The sequence below is a fragment of the Dactylosporangium sp. NPDC051087 genome (genome assembly GCF_055586325.1).
Genome location: NZ_JBVJIJ010000019.1, coordinates 221,989 through 241,770 on the forward strand (window position 1 = coordinate 221,989; position 19,782 = coordinate 241,770).

The 19,782-nt window shown below is 73.8% G+C and carries 19 protein-coding genes; 15 read left to right on the top strand and 4 right to left on the bottom strand.

Features of this window, described 5'->3' with window-relative positions:
• The first annotated feature begins 9 nt into the window (after positions 1-9).
• From ACZ6TV_RS33445 to ACZ6TV_RS33495, 11 genes are all read left to right on the top strand, one after another.
• A complete protein-coding gene (locus tag ACZ6TV_RS33445) occupies positions 10-1,035 on the top strand; it encodes an NAD-dependent epimerase/dehydratase family protein (protein ID WP_465301457.1) in 1,026 nt (341 codons plus the stop codon).
• A gap of 60 nt (positions 1,036-1,095) precedes the next feature.
• Positions 1,096-2,286: a hypothetical protein gene (locus tag ACZ6TV_RS33450; RefSeq protein ID WP_465301459.1), complete on the top strand. Its 1,191-nt coding sequence runs from the start codon at positions 1,096-1,098 to the stop codon at positions 2,284-2,286.
• Positions 2,287-2,388: 102 nt separating this feature from the next.
• Positions 2,389-5,106, top strand: a complete 2,718-nt coding sequence (locus ACZ6TV_RS33455; protein WP_465301461.1) for an AAA family ATPase — start codon at positions 2,389-2,391, stop codon at positions 5,104-5,106.
• A gap of 76 nt (positions 5,107-5,182) precedes the next feature.
• Positions 5,183-6,187, top strand: coding sequence for an N-acetyl-gamma-glutamyl-phosphate reductase (argC, locus tag ACZ6TV_RS33460; protein ID WP_465301463.1), 1,005 nt, complete (start codon positions 5,183-5,185; stop codon positions 6,185-6,187).
• Positions 6,184-7,359, top strand: a complete 1,176-nt coding sequence (gene argJ / locus ACZ6TV_RS33465; RefSeq protein ID WP_465301465.1) for a bifunctional glutamate N-acetyltransferase/amino-acid acetyltransferase ArgJ — start codon at positions 6,184-6,186, stop codon at positions 7,357-7,359. The genes argC and argJ overlap by 4 nt, the downstream gene beginning before the upstream one ends.
• Positions 7,356-8,240 carry an acetylglutamate kinase gene (argB, locus tag ACZ6TV_RS33470; RefSeq protein WP_465301467.1) on the top strand — a complete coding sequence of 295 codons (885 nt, stop codon included), beginning with the start codon at positions 7,356-7,358 and terminating at the stop codon, positions 8,238-8,240. Before argJ ends, argB begins: the two co-directional genes overlap by 4 nt.
• Positions 8,237-9,403 carry an acetylornithine transaminase gene (locus ACZ6TV_RS33475; RefSeq protein ID WP_465301469.1) on the top strand — a complete coding sequence of 389 codons (1,167 nt, stop codon included), beginning with the start codon at positions 8,237-8,239 and terminating at the stop codon, positions 9,401-9,403. Before argB ends, ACZ6TV_RS33475 begins: the two co-directional genes overlap by 4 nt.
• Positions 9,403-10,323, top strand: coding sequence for an ornithine carbamoyltransferase (argF, locus tag ACZ6TV_RS33480; RefSeq protein WP_465301471.1), 921 nt, complete (start codon positions 9,403-9,405; stop codon positions 10,321-10,323). The genes ACZ6TV_RS33475 and argF overlap by 1 nt, the downstream gene beginning before the upstream one ends.
• Before the next feature lie 73 nt (positions 10,324-10,396).
• Positions 10,397-10,903, top strand: a complete 507-nt coding sequence (locus tag ACZ6TV_RS33485; protein WP_465301473.1) for an arginine repressor — start codon at positions 10,397-10,399, stop codon at positions 10,901-10,903.
• Positions 10,904-10,943: 40 nt separating this feature from the next.
• The gene (gene argH, locus ACZ6TV_RS33490; RefSeq protein ID WP_465301475.1) at positions 10,944-12,383 is read left to right on the top strand and encodes an argininosuccinate lyase; all 1,440 of its coding nucleotides are present in this window, start codon (positions 10,944-10,946) and stop codon (positions 12,381-12,383) included.
• A 31-nt stretch (positions 12,384-12,414) separates the two neighbouring features.
• Entirely contained in the window at positions 12,415-13,320 is a 906-nt protein-coding gene (locus tag ACZ6TV_RS33495; protein WP_465301582.1) for an NADP-dependent oxidoreductase, read from the top strand.
• A 5-nt stretch (positions 13,321-13,325) separates the two neighbouring features.
• Here ACZ6TV_RS33495 and ACZ6TV_RS33500 read toward each other — a convergent pair whose 3' ends face one another.
• Entirely contained in the window at positions 13,326-13,697 is a 372-nt protein-coding gene (locus ACZ6TV_RS33500; RefSeq protein WP_465301477.1) for a PH domain-containing protein, read from the bottom strand.
• Between the two features lie 81 nt (positions 13,698-13,778).
• On the opposite strand from ACZ6TV_RS33500, the gene ACZ6TV_RS33505 reads away from it, so the two are divergent.
• Positions 13,779-13,964: a DUF4236 domain-containing protein gene (locus tag ACZ6TV_RS33505; protein ID WP_465301479.1), complete on the top strand. Its 186-nt coding sequence runs from the start codon at positions 13,779-13,781 to the stop codon at positions 13,962-13,964.
• 51 nt (positions 13,965-14,015) lie between these two features.
• Here ACZ6TV_RS33505 and ACZ6TV_RS33510 read toward each other — a convergent pair whose 3' ends face one another.
• Positions 14,016-14,426: a ribonuclease domain-containing protein gene (locus ACZ6TV_RS33510; RefSeq protein WP_465301481.1), complete on the bottom strand. Its 411-nt coding sequence runs from the start codon at positions 14,424-14,426 to the stop codon at positions 14,016-14,018.
• Between the two features lie 44 nt (positions 14,427-14,470).
• On the bottom strand, positions 14,471-14,935 hold the full coding sequence (locus ACZ6TV_RS33515) for a hypothetical protein (protein ID WP_465301584.1): 465 nt from the start codon (positions 14,933-14,935) through the stop codon (positions 14,471-14,473).
• 100 nt (positions 14,936-15,035) lie between these two features.
• Between ACZ6TV_RS33515 and ACZ6TV_RS33520 the strand changes: the two genes are divergently transcribed.
• The 3 genes from ACZ6TV_RS33520 to ACZ6TV_RS33530 are packed head-to-tail and all read left to right on the top strand — an operon-like array spanning position 15,036 to position 17,007.
• Complete coding sequence (locus ACZ6TV_RS33520; protein ID WP_465301483.1) at positions 15,036-15,395, top strand: GntR family transcriptional regulator; 360 nt, start codon at positions 15,036-15,038, stop codon at positions 15,393-15,395.
• Positions 15,392-16,315 (top strand): ABC transporter ATP-binding protein, encoded by a 924-nt coding sequence (locus ACZ6TV_RS33525; RefSeq protein WP_465301485.1) that lies wholly within the window; start codon positions 15,392-15,394, stop codon positions 16,313-16,315. The genes ACZ6TV_RS33520 and ACZ6TV_RS33525 overlap by 4 nt, the downstream gene beginning before the upstream one ends.
• Positions 16,312-17,007, top strand: coding sequence for a hypothetical protein (locus ACZ6TV_RS33530; RefSeq protein ID WP_465301487.1), 696 nt, complete (start codon positions 16,312-16,314; stop codon positions 17,005-17,007). The genes ACZ6TV_RS33525 and ACZ6TV_RS33530 overlap by 4 nt, the downstream gene beginning before the upstream one ends.
• On the opposite strand, the gene ACZ6TV_RS33535 is transcribed toward ACZ6TV_RS33530, so the two are convergent.
• Positions 16,987-19,782, bottom strand: a complete 2,796-nt coding sequence (locus ACZ6TV_RS33535) for an AfsR/SARP family transcriptional regulator (RefSeq protein WP_465301489.1) — start codon at positions 19,780-19,782, stop codon at positions 16,987-16,989. The two genes, ACZ6TV_RS33530 and ACZ6TV_RS33535, sit on opposite strands and share 21 nt — an antisense overlap.

The window sequence follows — 19,782 nt, forward strand, 5'->3', positions numbered from 1 at the left end:
GGAGTGTCTGTGGCAAAGGTCCTGGTCACCGGTTCGGCCGGCTTCATCGGTGGATATGTCGTCGAGGAGCTGCTGTCCCGCGGCTACCAGGTGGTCGGCCTGGACAACTACTCGAAATACGGTCCGGTCACCCGTAGCTACGACTCGCACCCCGACTACCGCTTCGTCGAGGGCGACGCCCGCGACGTCGACCTGGTCACCGAGCTGCTCGACGGCTGCGACCACTTCATCGCCGGCGCCGCGATGATCGGCGGCATCTCCTACTTCCACGCCTACGCCTACGACCTGCTCGCCACCAACGAGCGGATCATGGCCTCCTCCTGCGACGCGGCGATCAAGGCGCACCGCGACGGCACCCTCAAGAAGATGACCTACCTGTCGTCGTCGATGGTGTTCGAGTCGACCACGCACTGGCCGTCGAAGGAGGGCGACGAGCGTCTCGTCCCGCCGCCGCTGTCGTCGTACGGCTTCCAGAAGCTCGCCGTCGAGTACTACGCGAAGGCCGCCTGGGACCAGTACAAGCTGCCCTACACGATCGTGCGCCCGTTCAACTGCGTCGGCGTCGGCGAGGGCCGCGCGCTCGGCGAGGTCGAGGTGCTGTCCGGCAACGTGAAGCTCGCCATGTCGCACGTCGTGCCCGACCTGGTGCAGAAGATCGTCAAGGGCCAGGACCCGCTGCACATCCTCGGCGCCGGCGACCAGGTCCGCCACTACACCTACGGCGGTGACCTGGCCAAGGGCATCATCGCCGCGATGGAGCACGAGGACGCCGTCAACCAGGACTTCAACATCTCCACCGCCGAGTCCACGACGGTGCTGGAGCTCGCCGAGGTCATCTGGCGCAAGATCAAGGGCAACGACGTGCCGTTCAGCGTCGTGTCCGACGACCCGTACGAGTACGACGTGCAGAAGCGCGTCCCGGACGTGTCGAAGGCCAAGGAGATCCTCGGCTACTCGGCCGACACCTCGCTGGACGAGATGCTCGACGAGGTCATCCCGTGGGTGACCCAGGCCGTCGCCGACGGCAAGCTCTGAGCCTGAGAAAAGCCGGGCGCCTCGCACTGCGGTGCGGGGCGCCCGTTCGTTTGACCGGGTGTGACCACGCTGCGCTGGGCCGTGCTGGGGTTCGCCGTCGCCGGCCTGCTCCGGGGCGGCCTCAACAGCGTCTGGGCCGAGGACGGGCAGGAGTTCCTCACCGACGCGCTCAACCTGCCCTGGTACGAAACCTTCGCGACGCCCTTCAACGGCTACTTCCACACCGTGGCCCGCACGTGCTTCGCGGTCATCGCCCTCTTCCCGGTGTCGTGGGCGGCCGCGCTGAACGCCTCCGTCGCCGCCGTGCTCACCGCGCTGCTCGCCGGTGCGGTGACCGCCGCCGCCCGGGACCGCCTCGGCACCCCGGCCGCGCTGGTCATCGGCGCCACCGCCGCGGTGCCCATGGGCTACGTGCCCAACACCCTCGCGCAGCTGCAGTTCCCGCTGGTCTACGCCGGGCTCTGGATGCTGCTGTGGACCCCGCCGCGGCCGCCCGCCCGGGTCGCCGCCGTCGCCGTGCCGGCCCTCGCCGTGCTCAACTCGATCCTCGGCCTGCTGCTCGTGCCGGTCGCGCTGCTGCGGCTCGCCCGGCACCGCGACCGCGACGCGCTGCTGCGGGTCCTGGTGCTCCTGCCCGGTGCGGTGTTGCAGCTGGTACCGCTGCTGCTCGGCGGCTCGCGGCGGGACGTGGGGGAGCGGCCGGTGCTGGACCCGGTCCCCGTCGCCCACATGTACCTGCGCTGGGGGGTGCCGCGCTCGTTCCTCGGCGAGGCGTGGCTCACCCCGCCGGACCGCCTCCTGACGCTGCTGGGCCTGGCCGTCCCCGCCGCGGTCGTCGCCGTCGCGCTGCTGCGCCTCACCCGGCCGCGGTGGCGGCTCGCGGCGCTGCTCGCCGGGTTCGCGGCCGGCGCGGGTGCCTTCCAGCTCGCCGTGCACGGATTCCCGGAGGGCCGGTACCTGGTATTGATCAGCTTGCCCAACATCGCCGCGGCGGTCGCGCTGGCGCTGCCCGGCGACGGCCTCCCCGGGACGGTCCCGTTTGTCGCGTTGGCGACACTTGTGGCCGCGGTGGGTATCGCCAATCTGCGACCGGGCGGTTACACCGACGGTCTCCCGCGCTGGGACACCACCGTCGCCGCCGCGCGCGCCCAATGCCAAGCGGAGCCCCGTTTGCGGCGGGTGACGGTCCACACCGCACAGTGGCCGGTGCTCGGCTGGGAGGCCGTCCTGCCCTGTGACCGGCTCCGCTGACAGTGTTCAACATCGCGACGTCCGGACGACCGCCGCCGTTGGGCAGACATTGCGGCGCGGTGGCGTTCGGGAGAGACTCGGCGTCGTGGTGGAACAGTGGTGGTGAGCACCTGGCCGGCCGCGCCGTTCGGCCGCGCTGATCTCCTGTCTCACGCCCGCGAGCGGCTCACGGGCGGCGGCGGCGTGTTGCTCTACGGCCCCGCCGGCATCGGGAAATCCACCATCCTCGACGCCATCGCCGGCGGCGAGACCGACGCGCTCGTGCTGCGCGCGGCCGCCGCCGAGGCCGAGGCCGACCTGCCGTATCTCGCGCTCGTCGACCTCTTCGACGGCGCCCCCGACGCCGCCGAGCACCTCCCGCCGCACCTGCGCGCGGCGCTGGACGGCGCCCTGCTGCGCAGCGCGCTGCCCGCGACCCCGCACGACCAGCTCGCGGTGCGCCTCGCCGTCCTCGAGCTGCTGCGCGCCCTCGCCGCCGAGCGCACCGTCCTGCTCGTCCTCGACGACGTGCAGTGGATCGACGAGCCCAGCGCCGAGGTCCTCCGGTTCGTCGCCCGCCGGCTCGGCGAGGCGCCGGTGCGCATCCTCGCCGCAGAGCGCGTCCCCGACGGCGACCGCGCCACCCGGCTCGACCTGTGCCCGCCACCCGGCATCACGCTGCAGGTCCCGCCCCTGCCCGAGAGCGACGTCGCCGACCTGCTCCGGGCCAGGTTCGGCGCCGAGGCCGGCCGCGCCCACCTGCACCGCATCTACGAGGCCAGCGCCGGCAACCCGCTGTATGCCGTCGAGCTCGGCCGGGCGCTCGGCGTCGCGCCCGTCCCGACCACCGACCCGCTGCCCGTGCCCGACCGGCTCCGTGAGCTGCTCGCCGCCCGGCTCGCCCTGCTCCCCGCGCCCGACTGGCCGGCGCTGCTGGTCATCGCCGCCGCCGCCCGCCCGAGCCTCGCCCTGCTGCACCGCTGCGGGCTCGCCGAGCACCACCTCGACGCCTCGCTGGCCTCGTCGGTGCTGGACGTCGACGCCGAGGGCGCGATCCGCTTCAGCCATCCGCTGCTGCGGGAGATGGTCTACGCCGACGCGACCGCCGCCGCCCGCCGGGAGGCCCACGAGCGGCTCGCCGACACCGTCTCCGACCCCGTCGACCGGGCCAGGCACCTCGCCGCCGCCCGGCCCGAGCCGGACGAGGCCCTCGCCGAGTGCCTCGCCGACGCGGCGTCCGCGGCCCGGCTGCGCGGCGCGCCGGCCGTCGCCGCCGACCTCGCCGCGCTCGCCGCCGACCGGACCCCGCGCGACACCCCCGGCGTCGGCGCGGTCAGGAGGCTCAGCGCCGCCCAGTATGCGTATGCGGCGGGATCGCCCGCCGACGCCCGGCGGCACGCGACCGCCGCGCTGCGCGACGCCGCCGACCGGCGCACCCGCATCGGCGCCCGGCTGCTGCTCGTCGAGATGTCCGGCGAGGACCACTCCAACTCGGGGCCGCTGCTGGACGCCGCGTTCGTCGAGGCGGTCGACACCCCCGACCTGCTCGCCCACGTCCGGCTGTACAAGGGCGTCAAGGCCTACTACGACGGCGACGGCGAGGGCGCGCTCGCCGAGCTCAAGCGCGCCGAGGAGGCCGCCGAGCTGTGCGGGGACATGGAGCGCCTCGTCGAGGTGCTCAGCTGGAAGGGCAACATCCTGCTCGGCACGCAGGGCGACGAATACCTCGAGCGGGCCGGCAAGCTCGCCCGCGGCCTCTCCCTGACCCCGGCCACCGTCGCCGCCCGGCAGGTCGCCGCGATGAGCCGCCTCTTCAAGGGCGAGACCGGTGAGGCCGTGCGGCGCATCGAGGCCCTGCGGATCGCCGTCGAGCGCGCCGGCACCGTCCGTGACCTCGCCTCCGTCCTGGTCTCCGTCGCCGGCATCTACTGGCGGGCCGGTCGCTGCGCCGACGCTGTCGCCGCCGGCCGCGAGTGCGTGCGCCTCTACGTCGACGTCGAGACCACCCCGGGCCCCGGCTACCTCGTCGCCGCCCTCGCCGAGAGCGGCGGCGGCACCGCCACCGCCGCGGCCGGCTACGCCGAGCGCGGGCTCGCCGCCTGCCTCGCCGCCGGTGACGAGGACTGGATCAAACTCGCGTACGCGTCGTCGGGCCTGGTGCACATGCTGCGCGGCGACCCGGTCGCGGCGGCCGACGCGATGCGCGAGGCGTATGCCCTCGACCAGCGGCTCGGCCGTCTCGACCCGGGCATCCTGCCGTGGCACGCCGACTTCATCGAGGCGCTCGTCGGCGCCGGCGCCCGCGCGGAGGCCGCCGAGGTCCTCGACGAGGTGCACAAGCACGCCAGGCACCTCGACCGCACCATCGTCTTCCTCGGCCTGGCCCGGGCCCGCGCCGTGCTCACCGCCGCGACCGGCGAGGCCCGCGAGGGCGCCGAGGCGCTGCACCGGGCGATCGAGGAGTGGCAGGAGCACCCGTATCCGCTCGAGGTCGCCCGGGCGTATTACACGCTCGGCGGCCTGGAGCGGCGCGCCCACCGCCGCGGCGCGGCCCGGGCGGCCCTGTCGGAGGCCGTGCGCCGCTACGCCGCCGCCGAGGCGCACCCGTGGCGCGAGGTCGCCGCCGCCGACCTGGCCCGCCTCGACGGCGGCCGCGGCGCCGGCCTGTCGGAGACCGAGCGGCGCATCGTCGAGCTGGTCCGGGCCGGCGCGACCAACCGGGAGATCGCCCGCGCGCTGTTCCTGTCGATCAAGGCGGTCGAGGCGAACCTGACCCGCCTGTACCGGCGCCTCAACGTCCGCAACCGGGCCCAGCTGGCGAGGGTCCTGGACCCCGAGTAGCGCCCGGGACGCCGCCGGGTGATCGGCGCCGCAATGCGCTTGAAACACCCGGATGCATAGAGATACAGTTGACCGCATGGGAATACGAGTCGCTGTCGCCGGGGCGTCCGGGTACGCGGGTGGGGAGCTGCTCAGGCTGATCGCCGGGCATCCACACCTCGACCTGGCCGCCGCCACGGGCTTCGCGCAGGCCGGGTCGAAGATCGGCGACGTGCACCCGCACGTGCGGTCGCTGCGTGACGTGGTCCTGGCGCGCACCGAGCCGGAGGTCCTGGCGGACGCCGACCTGGTGTTCCTGGCCCTGCCGCACGGGGAGTCCGCGGCGCTCGCCGCGCGGCTGCCCGAGTCGGTGAAGGTCGTCGACATCGGCGCCGACTTCCGCCTCAAGGCGGCCCAGGACTGGACGCGGTACTACCCCGGCGAGCACGCCGGCACGTGGACCTACGGGCTGCCGGAGCTGCCCGGGCAGCGGGAGCGGATCGCGGCGTCGGACCGGGTCGCCAACACCGGCTGCTATGCGGTGACGGTGATCCTGGCCCTCGCGCCGCTGATCGCCGCCGGCGTCGCGGACCCCGAGGACGTCGTGGTCGTCGCGGCCTCCGGCACGTCCGGCGCGGGTCGCTCCGCCAAGGTGCACCTGCTGGCGTCGGAGGTGATGGGGTCGCTGTCGCCGTACAAGGTGGGCGCGCACCAGCACGTCCCGGAGATCAAGCAGGCGACCGGCGCGGCGACGCTGTCGATGACGCCGGTCCTCGCGCCGATGCCGCGGGGCATCCTCGCCACCGTGACGGCCAGGCCGCTGACGGGCCGCGACCCGCGCGAGGTCCTCGCCGAGGCCTACGACGGGGAGCAGTTCGTGCAGGTCCTGCCGGAAGGGCGGTGGCCGCACACCGCGTCGACGTTCGGCGGCAACGCCGCGCACCTGCAGGCGACCGTCGACGTGGACAGCGGCCGGATCATCGTCGTGTCGGCGATCGACAACCTCGTCAAGGGTGCCGCCGGCCAGGCCGTGCAGAATGCCAACCTGATGCTCGGGCTGCCCGAGGGCGCCGGGCTCACCGCCGACGGGATCGCGCCATGACCGTCACCGCGCCGAAGGGCTTCCGGGCCGCCGGGGTCCCCGCCGGCATCAAGGCCACCGCCGGAGCGCTCGACGTGGCGCTGGTCGTCAACGACGGTCCGGACTGGACCGCCGCGGCCGTCTTCACCGGCAACAGGATCAAGGCGGCACCTGTCCTGTGGAGCCAGCAGGTGCTCCGGGCCGGCATCGTGCGCGCCGTCATCCTCAACTCCGGCGGCGCCAACGCGTGCACCGGACCGGCCGGCTTCCAGGACACCCACGCCACCGCCGAGCACACCGCGGCCGTGCTGTCCGGGCGGGCGTCGCGCTTCCCGGTCGGCGCCGGCGACGTCGCGGTCTGCTCCACCGGCCTCATCGGCGAGCGGCTGCCGCTGAAGAAGCTGCTGTCCGGCGTCGACGCTGCCGCCCGCGGCCTCGCCCGCGACGGCGGCGCGGACGCCGCGCAGGCCATCATGACGACCGACACCGTGCCGAAGACCGCTGTCCACAGTGGACAGGGGTTCACCGTCGGCGGGATGGCGAAGGGCGCCGGCATGCTGGCGCCGGGGCTCGCCACGATGCTGGTGGTGCTGACCACCGACGCCGTCGCCGACGCGGACGTGCTCGACGCCGCGCTCAAGCAGGCGACCCGGGTCACGTTCGACCGGATCGACTCCGACGGCTGCATGTCGACCAACGACACGGTGCTGCTCATGGCCAGCGGCGCCGCCGGGATCCAGCCGACGCCCGAGGAGCTGGCCGAGGCGGTCACCGCCGTCTGCGCGAGCCTCGCCGAGCAGCTCATCGCCGACGCCGAGGGCGCGACGAAGGAGATCGCGATCGAGGTCACCGGCGCGGCGGACGAGGACGACGCGGTCGAGGTCGGCCGGTCGATCGCCCGCAACAACCTGGTGAAGACCGCGTTCTTCGGCAACGACCCCAACTGGGGCCGCATCCTCGCCGCGATCGGCACCACGCGGGCCGCGTTCGAGCCCGACGAGGTCGACGTCGCCATCAACGGCGTGTGGATCTGCAAGAACGGCGCCGCCGGGGAGGACCGCTCCAAGGTCGACCTCAGCGCGCGGGCGGTCACGGTCACCGTCAACCTCCACGCGGGTGCCGCCGCCGCGACGGTACTGACCAACGACCTGTCCATGGGCTACGTGCACGAGAACTCGGCGTACTCGTCGTGAACGGGCGCAACCTCGGGATCGCCCTGGGCAAGGCGAACACGCTCATCGAGGCGCTGCCGTGGCTGGAGCGCTTCTCCGGCGCGACGATCGTCGTCAAGTACGGCGGCAACGCCATGCTCGACAACGAGCTGAAGCGCGCGTTCGCCGCGGACATGGTCTTCCTGCGGCACGTCGGCATCAAGCCGGTCGTCGTGCACGGCGGCGGCCCGCAGATCTCGGCGATGCTCGAGCGGCTCGGCATCGCCAGCGAGTTCAAGGGCGGCCTGCGCGTCACCACCCCGGAGACCGCCGACGTGGTCCGGATGGTGCTCGTCGGGCAGGTCGGCCGGGAGCTCGTCGGGCTCATCAACGAGCACGGCCCGCACGCCGTCGGCATGTCCGGCGAGGACGCGGGCCTGTTCACGGCGGTGCGCCGGCCCGCGATCGTCGACGGCGCACCGGTCGACATCGGCCAGGTCGGCGACGTCGAGCACGTCAACGTCGGCGCCGTCGCGGACCTCATCGCCGCCGGGCGGATCCCGGTCGTGTCGACGGTCGCGCCGGACGCGGACGGGGTGCTGCACAACCTCAACGCCGACACCGCCGCCGGCGCGCTGGCCATCGCGCTCGGGGCCCGCAAGCTCGTCGTCCTCACCGACGTGGAGGGCCTCTACGCCCGCTACCCGGACCCGGAGTCGCTGATCTCGCGGCTGACCGCGGACGAGCTCGCCGAGCTGCTGCCGACCCTGGAGTCGGGGATGGTGCCGAAGATGGAGGCGTGCCTGCGCGCCGTCAAGGGCGGTGTGCCCGCCGCGCACGTCGTCGACGGCCGGGTGCCGCACTCGCTGCTGCTGGAAGTGTTCACGTCGGAAGGGTTCGGGACGATGGTGGTGGGGTCATGACGCTTGTTGAGCGGTTTGAGGCGTCGGTGATGAACACGTACGGGCCGCCGTCGCTGGGGCTCGTCAGCGGCAGCGGCGCGGTCGTCGTCGACGAGGCGGGACGCTCCTATGTGGACCTGCTCGGCGGGATCGCGGTCAACCTGCTCGGTCACGCCCACCCGGCGGTCGTCGCCGCCGTGACCTCGCAGATCTCCACGCTCGGCCACGTGTCCAACCTGTACGCGTCGCCGCCGGTCGTCGCGCTCGCCGAGCGGCTGCTGGACCTCGGCGGCCGGCCGGGTGCGGTGTTCTTCGGCAACTCCGGCGCCGAGGCCAACGAGGCCGCGTTCAAGCTGTCCCGCCGCACCGGCCGCACGAAGATCATCGCCGCGCAGGCCGGGTTCCACGGCCGCACCATGGGCGCGCTCGCGCTCACCGGGCAGCCGGCGAAGCAGGACCCGTTCCGGCCGCTGCCCGGCGAGGTCGTGCACATCCCGTACGGTGACGTCGCCGCACTCGAGGCCGCCGTCGACGACGCGACCGCGATGGTGCTGCTGGAGCCGATCCAGGGCGAGTCCGGCGTCGTCGTCCCGCCCCCCGGCTACCTCACCGCCGCCCGCGAGATCACCGCCCGGCACGGCGCGCTGCTCGCCCTCGACGAGGTGCAGACCGGCGTCGGCCGCACCGGCTACTGGTTCGCCCACCAGGCCGAAGGCGTCCGCCCGGACGTCGTCACCCTCGCCAAGGGCCTCGGCGGCGGGCTGCCGCTCGGTGCGATGATCGCGTTCGACGACGCGGCCACGCTCCTCGGCCCAGGCATGCACGCCTCGACGTTCGGCGGCAACCCGGTCTGCTGCGCCGCCGCCCTCGCGGTGCTCGACACGATCGAGTCCGAGCACCTCCTGGACCACGTGAAGCAGCTCAGCGAGCGCATCCGCCGTGGCGTCGAGGCCCTCGGCCATCCCCTCACCCGGGAGATCCGCGGCGCCGGCCTGCTCCTGGGCATCGTCCTCAACGGCCCGGCGGCCGGCGCGGTCGCCGCCGTGCTGCGCGACGCCGGGTTCCTCGCCCAGGCCGCGCAGCCGGACGTGCTGCGCATCGCGCCGCCGCTGATCCTCACCGACGAGCAGGCCGACGCGTTCGTCGCCGCGCTCGGCCCGGCCCTGGACGCGGTGCGGGCCTGATGCCCGGCCAGACTCCCCGGCACGTCCTCAGGGACGACGACCTGAGCCCGGCCGAGCAGTCCGCGGTCCTCGACCTCGCCGCGGCGATGAAGGCCGACCGCTTCGCGCACAAGCCCCTCGCCGGGCCGAAGGCCGTCGCCGTCATCTTCGAGAAGCCGTCGCTGCGGACCCGGGTGTCGTTCGAGGCCGGCATCGCCGAGCTCGGTGGCACCCCGATCATCATCGACGCGCAGAGCACCCACTTCGGCCGCGGCGAGGACATCGGCGACGCGGCGAAGGTCCTGTCCCGCTACGTGTCGGCGATCGTGATCCGGTCCGATGTGGACGCCCGGGTCGCGGAGCTCGCCGGGCACGCGACGGTGCCGGTCGTCAACGCGCTCACCGACGGCTTCCACCCGTGCCAGCTCCTCGCCGACCTGCTCACCGTCCGGGAGCGGCTCGGCTCGACCGAGGGCCGGGTGCTCACGTACGTCGGCGACACCGCGAACAACATGGCCAACTCCTACGCCCTGGCGGGCGTGACCGCGGGCATGCGGGTGCGCCTGAGCGGCCCGGCCGGCTTCGAACCCGACGCGGCGGTCCTGGCCGCGGCCCGGGAGCGCGGCAGCGTCGAGTGGGTCCCCGACCCGGTCCTCGCCGCCAAGGACGCCGACGTCGTGGTCACCGACACCTGGACGTCGATGGGGCAGGAGGGCGACGGGCTCGACCGGGTCACGCCGTTCCGCCCGTACCAGGTGAACGCCGCCCTGATGGCCAACGCGCGCAGCGAGGCGATCGTGCTGCACTGCCTGCCCGCGCACCGCGGCGACGAGATCACCTCAGAGGTCATGGACGGGCCGCAGAGCGCGATCTGGGACGAGGCCGAGAACCGCCTGCACGCCCAGAAGGCACTCCTCGCCTGGCTGCTGGACCAGGCGTGAGCGGCCAGCGGAGCGGCTCGGGCCGCGAACCGGAGGCACAGCATCGGCTCGCGGCGACGCCGGAGGCGGCGGCGTGAGCACGCCGGTCTCCAAAGCAGCGCGGCACGAGCGGATCGCGGGGCTGATCCGCGGGTCGGCCGTGCGGTCGCAGACGGAGCTCGCCGAGCTCCTCGCGGCGGACGGGATCCAGGTGACGCAGGCGACCCTGTCGCGGGACCTGGAGGAGCTGCGGGCCGTCAAGGTCCGCGGCGAGTACCTCATCCCGGAGGACGGCGAACGGGCGCTGCGCCCCGCCGAGGAGGCGCCGAACCGGCTGATCCGGCTGCTGCGGGAGCTGCTGACCGGGGTGGACTGCTCCGGCAACCTCGTCGTGCTGCGCACCCCGCCCGGCGCCGCGCAGTTCCTGGCCAGCGCGATCGACCGCACCGGCCTGCCGGACATCGTGGGCACCATCGCCGGCGACGACACCATCATGGTCGTCGCCCGGGAGGCGCCCGACCCGCAGGGCCGCCCGTCCGCCGGGGAGACCCTCGCGGCGAAGCTCACCGAATGGGCGCACCTCGACGGCGCGTCAAAATAGCGCGATCTTGCGCGAAAGCAAGGTATGGAAGGATCGTCGCGTGGCAACTTCGTCTTCTGAGTCCCCGACCCGGCTGTGGGGCGGCCGGTTCGCCGGCGGTCCCGCCGAGGCCCTCGCCCGGCTGTCGGTGAGCGTCCAGTTCGACTGGCGCCTCGCGCCGTACGACATCGCCGGGTCCCGGGCCCACGCCCGGGTCCTCGCCCGGGCCGGCCTGCTCGACGCCGACGAGCTCGGCAGGATGCTGGCCGCGCTCGACGACCTCGAGTCCGCCTGCGCCGCCGGCGACTTCCGGCCGACGGTCGACGACGAGGACGTGCACACCGCCTTGGAGCGCGGTCTTCTGGAGCGGCTCGGCGCGCTCGGCGGGAAGCTGCGCGCCGGCCGGTCCCGCAACGACCAGGTGGCCACCGACCTGCGGCTGTATCTGCGCGATCACGCCCGCGGCGTCGCCGGCCGGATCGTCGAGCTCGCCGACGCGCTGCTGGAGCAGGCCGCCCGGCACGTCGACACGCCCGCCCCCGGCTTCACGCACCTGCAGCCGGCGCAGCCGATCGCGTTCGGCCACCAGCTCCTCGCCCACGTGCAGGCGCTGCTGCGCGACCTGGACCGGCTCCGCGACTGGGACGCCCGCACCTCCGTCAGCCCGCTCGGCGCCGGCGCGCTCGCCGGGTCGTCGCTGCCGCTCGACCCGACGCAGGTCGCGAAGGAGCTCGGCTTCGACTCCGCCGCGGCCAACTCCATCGACGCCGTCTCCGACCGTGACTTCGTCGCCGAGTTCCTGTTCATCGCGGCCCTCACCGGCGTGCACCTGTCTCGTCTCGGCGAGGAGGTCGTGCTGTGGACGACCCCCGCGTTCGGCTGGGTGCAGCTCGACGACGCGTTCGCGACCGGGTCGTCGATCATGCCGCAGAAGAAGAACCCGGACATCGCCGAGCTTGCCCGCGGCAAGTCCGGCCGGCTCATCGGCCACCTCGCCGGGGTCCTGGCGATGCTCAAGGGCCTGCCCCTCGCCTACGACCGGGACCTGCAGGAGGACAAGGAGCCGGTCTTCGACGCCGTCGACACCCTCGAGCTGGTCCTGCCCGCCCTCGCGGGCATGATCTCCACGATGACGGTCCGGGTCGACCGGCTCGCCGAGCAGGCCCCCGTCGGCTACACCCTCGCCACCGAGGTCGCCGAGTGGCTGGTCCGGCAGGGCGTGGCGTTCCGCGACGCGCACGAGATCACCGGCAAGCTCGTCGTCATCGCCGCGTCCCGCGACGTCGGCCTGGACGAGGTCTCCGACGACGACCTGCAGGCCGTCAGCCCGCACCTGACCCCGGACGTCCGGACGGTGTTCTCCGTGCCGGGCGCCCTCGCGGCGCGGACCACGCCGGGTTCGACCGGTCCCGGGCCGGTCTCCGACCAGCTCGCCATCGCCGGTGGCAAGCTCGACCGTTGGCGGTCCTGGGCGGCGGAGACGGTGCTACCGTCCGAATGATGCGACGGTCGACGCGGGACGTGTCCCGATGATGCGCCGGGTGACACAGGACGTGCTCGGTGACGCGTCGGTGCTGCGGATCGCCGAGGTCGGCGTCCCCGCGCCCGGCGCGGGCGAGATCCTGGTCGAGATGCAGGCCGCCGGCGTCAATCCCGTCGACTGGAAGGTCCGCGCGAGCGGCGGCTATCTGGGCGAGCCGCCGTTCACCGTCGGCTGGGAGCTGTCCGGGCTGGTCGCCGCCACCGGCAGCGGCGTCACCCGGTTCGCCGTCGGCGACGAGGTGTTCGGCATGGTCCGCTTCCCCGGCGAGGCCGCCGCCTACGCGGAGTACGTCACCGGTCCGGCCCGGCAGTTCGCGCTGAAGCCGCTGAACCTGACCCACGAGCAGGCCGGCGGGCTCGCCCTCGCCGGGCTCACCGCGTGGCAGGTCCTCGTCGAGACCGCCGGGGTCCTCGCCGACCAGCGGGTGCTGATCCCGGCGGCGGCCGGCGGGGTCGGCCACATCGCCGTGCAGATCGCGAGAGCCCGCGGCGCTTACGTGATCGGCACCGCGTCGGCGCCGAAGCACGACTTCGTGCGGTCCCTCGGCGCCGCCGAGGTGCACGATCACACCGACGACGTCTATGCCGGGATGAAGGACATCGACGTGGCCGTCGCCACGGTCGCCGGGCAGGTCCCGCAGCTGGCGGCGACCCTCGGGCCGGAGGGGGCGCTGATCGCCCTCAACGGCGCCGACGAGGCGGCCGCCATCGAGGCAGGCGGGGTGTTCCTGCTCGCCGAGCCCGACCGGGCCGGCCTGGAGCACCTGACCGCGCTGGTCCTCGACGGGCGGCTCACGGTCCACGTCGACCGGGTCTTCCCCCTCGACCAGGTCGCCCTCGCGCACGAGCTCGGTGAGCAGGGGCACACCACGGGGAAGCTCGTGCTGGTCCCGTAGCGCCCCTAGTGCGCGGCGGCGTAGTGCAGCACGACGTTGTGGATGTGCTGTGTCTTCTCCACCCCCCGGACCTCGATCTCGTAGGTGTGCGTGCCCACGTGCAGCGCGATGTTGCCGCTGCTGAAGAAGCTGCCGGCCCACGACTTGTTGCTCACGATGGAGACCGCGGTCACCTTCGAGTAGGGGATCGACGTGAGGGCGAGGCGCTTGCCGACGAACGAGCGGTCCTGCAGGATCACACGGCGGTCGGTCAGTCCGATGAACCCGGTGCCGATGCCGACGGCGTCGTAGACGGCGATGATGGTCTCGCCGGGTAGCAGACCTGACACGATCTGCTCGTACTGTTCACGGCGGTCGTACTTCACCTGTTGGGCCATGTGTCCAACGTAGACCGACCCCTCAACCCGGGCACTGGCACGCATAGGTCATCCTGGACGGCACACCCCCGAGGAGGACCCGTGCCGATCCTGTTCCGCAAGGCGATGCGCTTCGGCCCACTGGTGCTGAACTTCACTCCGAAGGGCCTGTCCTCCTGGAGTATCAAGATCGGGAAGTGGTCGTGGAACTCGAAGACCCGGGCGCACCGCTACGACCTGCCCGGCCCGTTCTCGTGGCGCAGCCGCGGCCGTCGCGGCGGCAGCTGAGCGGCGCCCCGGGCCCGTCCGTGGAGCCGGGCCCGGGCTGCCGGTGAAGCGTCAGAGCCGGTAGTAGTTCGCGTAGTGGTCGGGGGAGTACCAGGTCACGCCCGTGCTGCGGTTGATGATGATGCGCTTCGCGTCGCGGGCCGCGCCCTTGCTGCGGGGCACGACGTCGTACTCGTAGTAGGTCGCGCCCGACGGCAGCTGGCCCTCCCGGTTGTAGAACTGGCCGCCGGCGAAGTTGTACTGCCCGTACGGCCACGCGTACCAGTTGCGCGCGGTGGGGAAGCCCAGTGAGCTCCAGCCGGCCCGGGCGGTGCGCGCGGCGGAGCAGCCCGAGATGGTGCACGAGGAGTAGACCGACGCGTGTGCCGCGTCGGCGGTCGAGGGTGCCACGACGGCGGGCCCGGTGATCAGCGCGGCGACCAGCACCAGGGCGAGGGTGAGCTGCGAGAGCAGACGAGTCATGCGTCGAGCCTGCGGCATAGATATCGACGAATGGAAGATCCCGTCTATGTCCTACTGGTGAACACCCGGACGGGCACGTTCACCGTGCCGGGGTCGACGCTCCACTGTGCCGCCACCGCGTGCACGTCGCCGTCGTCGACCAGCTCGCCGAAGGACCGCTCCAGCTCGGAGGCCTCGCCGAGCTCGTCGATCTCGCCGTCGTCGGCGGCGAACGACCGGAGCAGGTCTCCCGAGCGGGCGCGTTGCCAGCGGTACACCTGCAGGCCCCGATGTGACGAGAAGAACTGCACCTCGGTGTCCAGGGCCGCCGAGAGCCCGGTCACGTCGGGCCGGTCCTTCATGAGCGCCATGCCGAGGACCAGGATCCAGCCGTCGACGGGCTGCGTGACGATCACCCGGTCGTCGGTGAAGTAGGCCAGGTCGACGCCCGCCCGCCAGCCCGTCTCGCCGATCTCGGTGAGCCCGAGCGCCGCCGCGGGGTCCCGGTCGCGCACGGCCAGCCATGCCATCTTCTGCACACCTCGACGCTACCCGTCCCGCGGTCTTGACGTCGGCGCCGTCGAGGTTGCATGGTTAGTTACATGAGTAATGAACCGACGAACCAAGCTGATGGATGACGGCCGGCCGATCTTCCTGCAGATCGCAGAGCAGATCGAGAACTCGATCATCGACGGGTCCCTGCCCGAGGAGGCGCAGGTCCCGTCGACCAACGAGCTCGCGGCCTTCCACCGGATCAACCCCGCGACCGCGGGCAAGGGCGTCAACCAGCTCGTCGACGACGGCGTGCTCTACAAGAAGCGAGGCATCGGCATGTTCGTCACCCCCGGCGCGCAGGCCAAGCTCCGGCAGCGCCGCAAGGACCAGTTCGGCGAGCAGTTCCTGCAGCCGCTGCTGGCCGAGGCGGCGAAGCTCGGCATCCACCCCGCCGAGCTCAAGGCGATGATCGACCGCTACGAGGAGCAGCCATGACCCCCGTCGTGTCCGTGCAGGGCGTGTCCAAGCGGTTCGGGCCGGTCACGGCCCTCGACGACGTCAGCTTCGACCTGCACCGCAACGGCATCTACGGCCTGCTCGGCCGCAACGGTGCCGGCAAGACCACCCTCATGCAGCTGCTGACCGGGCAGCAGTTCGCCACCGGCGGCACCATCCGCGTCTTCGGCGCCGACCCGGTCGAGAACGCGGCCGTCCTCCAGCGGATCAGCTTCGTCAAGGAGAGCCAGCGCTACCCGGACACGTTCAAGGTCCGGCACGTGCTGCTCGCCGGCCGGCTGCTGCACCCCGCGTGGGACGAGGCGTTCGCCCGGTCGCTCGTCGCGGACTTCCAGCTGCCGGTCGGCAGGCCGGTGAAGAAGCTGTCCCGCGGCATGCTGTCCGCGCTCGGCGTCGTCATCGGCCTCGCGTCCCGCGCCCCGCTGACGTTCTTCGACGAGCCGTATCTCGGCCTCGACGCCGTGTCCCGGCAGCTGTTCTACGACCGGCTGCTCGCCGACTACGCCGAGTTCCCGCGCACCGTCGTGCTGTCCACGCACCTCATCGACGAGGTCAGCGACCTCATCGAGCACGTGCTGCTCATCGAGCGCGGCCGGATCCTGCTGTCCGAGGCCGTCGACACCCTGCGCGGCCAGGTCGTCACCGTCACCGGACCGGCGCCGGCGGTCGACGCGCTCACCGCCAACACCGACGAGCTGCACCGCGACCGGCTCGGCGGGCTGACCCGCGCGACCGTGCGGGGCGACGTCTCCGCCGGCCGCGCCCGCGAGGCCGGCGTCCGGGTGGAGCCCGTCTCGCTGCAGCAGCTCGTCGTCCGCATCACCAGCGCCGCGCAGCCCGGCCGGACCTCGCCGGGCGGCTCGACACCCCCCACCGACGCACGGGAGGCCGTCTCATGAACCGCGTCTTCGCCATCGCCCGGCTCCACGCGGCGGGCCGCCGCGACGGGTTGCTGTGGCCGCTCGTCATCCTCTTCCTCTCGTTCGCCGTCAACCTGTTCGTGTTCGGCTCGATGGGCGACGACATCGGCGACAAGGGCGTGACCGGCGGCCTCGCCAGCGTCTACTTCACGGCCCTGGCGTTCGGTGCGGTCGCGGTCGCGCAGCAGTTCCCGTTCGCGCTCGGCATGAGCGTCACCCGGCGCGAGTTCGGCGTCGCGCTCGGCCTGTTCACCCTCGCGCAGACCGCGATCTACGCCGCGCTGCTCGTCGCCCTGCAGGCGATCGAGCGGGCCACCGGCGGCTGGGGGGTGCGGGTGTGGTTCTTCGGCCTCGGGTTCGTCGACCGGTTCAGCGTGCCGGCCCAGCTGCTCATCTACGGCGTGCCGATGCTGCTGATGAGCCTCATCGGGATCACCTTCGGCGCCCTGTACGTGCGGTGGCGCACCAACGGCGTCTTCGGCGCGATCAGCGTCGTCGTGGTCGCCCTCGGCCTCACCGCCGGGCTGATCACGAAGTACGGCAGCTGGTCGGCGGTCGGGCACTGGCTCGTCGACCAGAGCGCGCTGGTCCTGCTCGCGGGCCTGCCAGGGGTCGGGGTGGTGGCGCTGGCCGCGCTGTCCTGGACGGCACTACGCAAGGCGACCGCCTGAGACCTGGCCGTCGAGGGTGGCGAGGATCGACCGGCCGCGGCGGCGGTGCTCGGCCGCGGCCGCCGGCTCCTCGACGTCGTCGTGGGCGTCGGCGAGGTGGACCAGCACGGCCGCCTCGCCGGAGCGGTCGCCGACCTCCAGATACGCCCGCAGCGCGTGCCCGAAGCAGGCGATCGCCTGGCGCGGGTCGCCGAGCCGGTGGTGCGAGTGCCCGACGGCGTCCCACGCGGCCGCCTCGCCGGGCCGGTCGTCGAGCGCGATCGTCTCGGTGAGCGCCTCCCGGCAGCGTTGCAGCGCCTGCCGGTGCTCGCCGAGCCGGCCGAGGACCGTGCCGGTGGCGTTGAGGGCGCGGGCCCGCCACAGCCGGTCGCCGAGCCGTTCGAAGCGGCGCAGCGCCTGCTCGGTGAGGGTCAGCGCCTCCGGCAGGCGGTGCAGGTGCAGCGCCAGCCGGCCCAGGTGGTAGCCGGCGCGGGCCAGCCCGGCGACGTCGCCGACCTGCTCGTGCACCCACATCGCCGCACCCAGGTGATGTTCGGCGTCCTCGTGGCGGCCGATCCGCGCGTACGTGCGGCCCAGCGCGCACGCGGCGTCGCCGAGCCCGGTGTGGTCCCCCGAGCGGCGCTGGGCGCGCACCGCGGCCTCGTGGACGGCGGCCAGGTCGTGCCACTGGCCGCGCCGGTCGAGGAACGTGGTCAGCGCCGCCGCGAGCTGCCAGGTGTGCCGGTCGAAGCCCGCGTCGGCGGCGAGGTGCACGGCGGCGAGCAGCGGCCCGCGCTCGGTGTCGAACCAGGCGAGTGCCTCGTCACGGCCGGCGTGGCGGGGCACGACGGTGCCGGGCCGCGGGTCGCCGAGCGGCTGCGGGGCGCGGGACGGGTCGAGCAGCCGGGCGGCGGCGTCGGCGGTGTGCAGGTAGTGATCGAGCAGCCGGTGCACGGCGAGCCGGTAGCCGGGCGCGGCGTCGTGGACGGCGGCCTGCTCGGCGGCGTACGCGCGCAGCAGGTCGTGCAGGCAGAACCGGCCGGGCGTGTCCTCGAAGACGAGGTTGGCGTGCAGCAGCTCGGACAGCGGCGCGCGGGCCGCGGCGGCGGGCACCCCGGCGAGGCTGGCGATCGCGTCGGCGCCGAGGTCGGTGCCGGGCGCGAGGCTGACCCGGCGCAGCAGCTCCGCGGCGGCGGGCCGCAGCGCCCGGTACGACCACGAGAACACGGCCCTCGGGTCGGCCACCGGGTCGTCGGCCGCGACGGCGTCGAGGGGCCCGGCGGCCCGCAGCGACGCGGCGAGGTCCGCCAGGGGCAGCTCCGGCCGGGTCGCGGCCCGCCCGGCGACGACGGCGAGCGCGAGCGGCAGCCGGGCGCAGCGGGCCACGATCTCGGCGACGGCGGCGGGCTCACCGGCGACCCGGGCCGCGCCGAGCCGGCGGATCAGCAGGTCACCGGCCTCACCGGGGCTGAGCAGGTCGACGGTGACGGGCAGCGCGCCCTCCAGCGCGACCAGGGAGGTGAGCGCGTCGCGGCTGGTGACGACGGTGAGGCAGCCGGGCGTGCCGGGCAGCAGCGGCCGGACCTGTGCGGCGTCGCGGGCGTTGTCGAGCACGATCAGCACCCGCCTGCCCGCCAGGAGGCTGCGCAGCAGCCCCGCCTGCGCGGCGAGGTCGGCGGGGATCCGCTCGGCGGCGACGCCGAACGCGGCGAGGAACCCGCGGACCGCGTCGGCCGGGTCGACCGGCCGGCCGCCGGGGTCGAAGCCGCGCAGGTTCACGTACAGCTGGCCGTCGGGGAACCGCTCGGCGGCGCGGTGCGCCCAGTGCACGACGAGCGTGGACTTGCCGACACCCGCGGTGCCGGTGACGACGGCGACCGCCGCCTCGCCGCCGGCCCGGTCGTGGTCGGCCGGGTCATGGTCGGCCGGGTCATGGTCGGCCCGGCAGCGGTCGGCGAGGAGCTTGTCGAGGCGGGCGAGCTCGTCGGTCCGCCCGGCGAACGCCCGCACCGCCAGGGGCAGCTGCGCCGGGACGGTGTCGCGGTGCACGGTGACCGTCTCCCCGGACGGCGCGGCGAGGCCCGGGTCCTGGCGCAGGATCGCCCCCTCCAGCTCGCGCAGCGCCGCACCCGGCTCGATGCCGAGGTCGTCGTCCAGCGTGTCGCGCAGCCGGCGGAACGTGGCCAGGGCGTCGGCCTGCCGGCCCAGCCGGTACAGCGCGAGGATCAGCAGCCCGTGCAGCTGCTCGTCGAACGGATGCTCCCGGGTCAGCCGCTCCAGGTCCGGCAGCAGCTGCGCGTGCTGGCCGAGGCCGAGCCGCGCCTCGAGCAGGCCCCGGCGCCCGCGCAGCCACAGCTGGCCGAGCCGGTCCGCCTGCTCGTCGAGCCACGGCAGCCCGCCGGTGTCCTCCAGCGGCGTGCCCCGCCACAGCTCGAGCGCCGCCTGCAGGTGCCGGGCGCGGGCCGCGGGCTCCAGCCCCGCCTGCAGGCCCGCCGCGATGAGCCGCTCGGCGACCTCGACGTCGGTGCCGTCGCCGCTGAGCAGGTATCCCGGCGGGCGGGACGTGATCGCCGCCTTGTCGTCGAGGGTGCGCCGCAGGTACGACACGTGACTCTGCAACGCGTTGACGGCATTGGGCGGGGGCGCGTCGCCCCACACCAGGTCGACGAGGCGGCCGGTGCTCACGACCTCGCCCGGGTGCAGCCCCAGGACCGCCAGGACGGCCTTGCGCCGCTGCCCCCGCACGGGGCGCGCGGCACCGCCGACGACCACGTCGATCGGACCGAGAAGCCTCAC

Excerpts from the sequence above, each read along its gene's own strand:
- ACZ6TV_RS33495 (WP_465301582.1), top strand. The coding sequence starts at position 12,415 with ATGCGCCGGGTGACACAGGACGTGCTCGGTGACGCGTCGGTGCTGCGG.
- argJ (WP_465301465.1), top strand. The coding sequence starts at position 6,184 with ATGACCGTCACCGCGCCGAAGGGCTTCCGGGCCGCCGGGGTCCCCGCC.
- argF (WP_465301471.1), top strand. The coding sequence starts at position 9,403 with ATGCCCGGCCAGACTCCCCGGCACGTCCTCAGGGACGACGACCTGAGC.
- ACZ6TV_RS33520 (WP_465301483.1), top strand. The coding sequence starts at position 15,036 with ATGGATGACGGCCGGCCGATCTTCCTGCAGATCGCAGAGCAGATCGAG.
- ACZ6TV_RS33525 (WP_465301485.1), top strand. The coding sequence starts at position 15,392 with ATGACCCCCGTCGTGTCCGTGCAGGGCGTGTCCAAGCGGTTCGGGCCG.
- ACZ6TV_RS33515 (WP_465301584.1), bottom strand. The coding sequence starts at position 14,935 with ATGGCATGGCTGGCCGTGCGCGACCGGGACCCCGCGGCGGCGCTCGGG.
- argC (WP_465301463.1), top strand. The coding sequence starts at position 5,183 with ATGGGAATACGAGTCGCTGTCGCCGGGGCGTCCGGGTACGCGGGTGGG.
- ACZ6TV_RS33475 (WP_465301469.1), top strand. The coding sequence starts at position 8,237 with ATGACGCTTGTTGAGCGGTTTGAGGCGTCGGTGATGAACACGTACGGG.
- ACZ6TV_RS33510 (WP_465301481.1), bottom strand. The coding sequence starts at position 14,426 with ATGACTCGTCTGCTCTCGCAGCTCACCCTCGCCCTGGTGCTGGTCGCC.
- ACZ6TV_RS33530 (WP_465301487.1), top strand. The coding sequence starts at position 16,312 with ATGAACCGCGTCTTCGCCATCGCCCGGCTCCACGCGGCGGGCCGCCGC.
- ACZ6TV_RS33500 (WP_465301477.1), bottom strand. The coding sequence starts at position 13,697 with ATGGCCCAACAGGTGAAGTACGACCGCCGTGAACAGTACGAGCAGATC.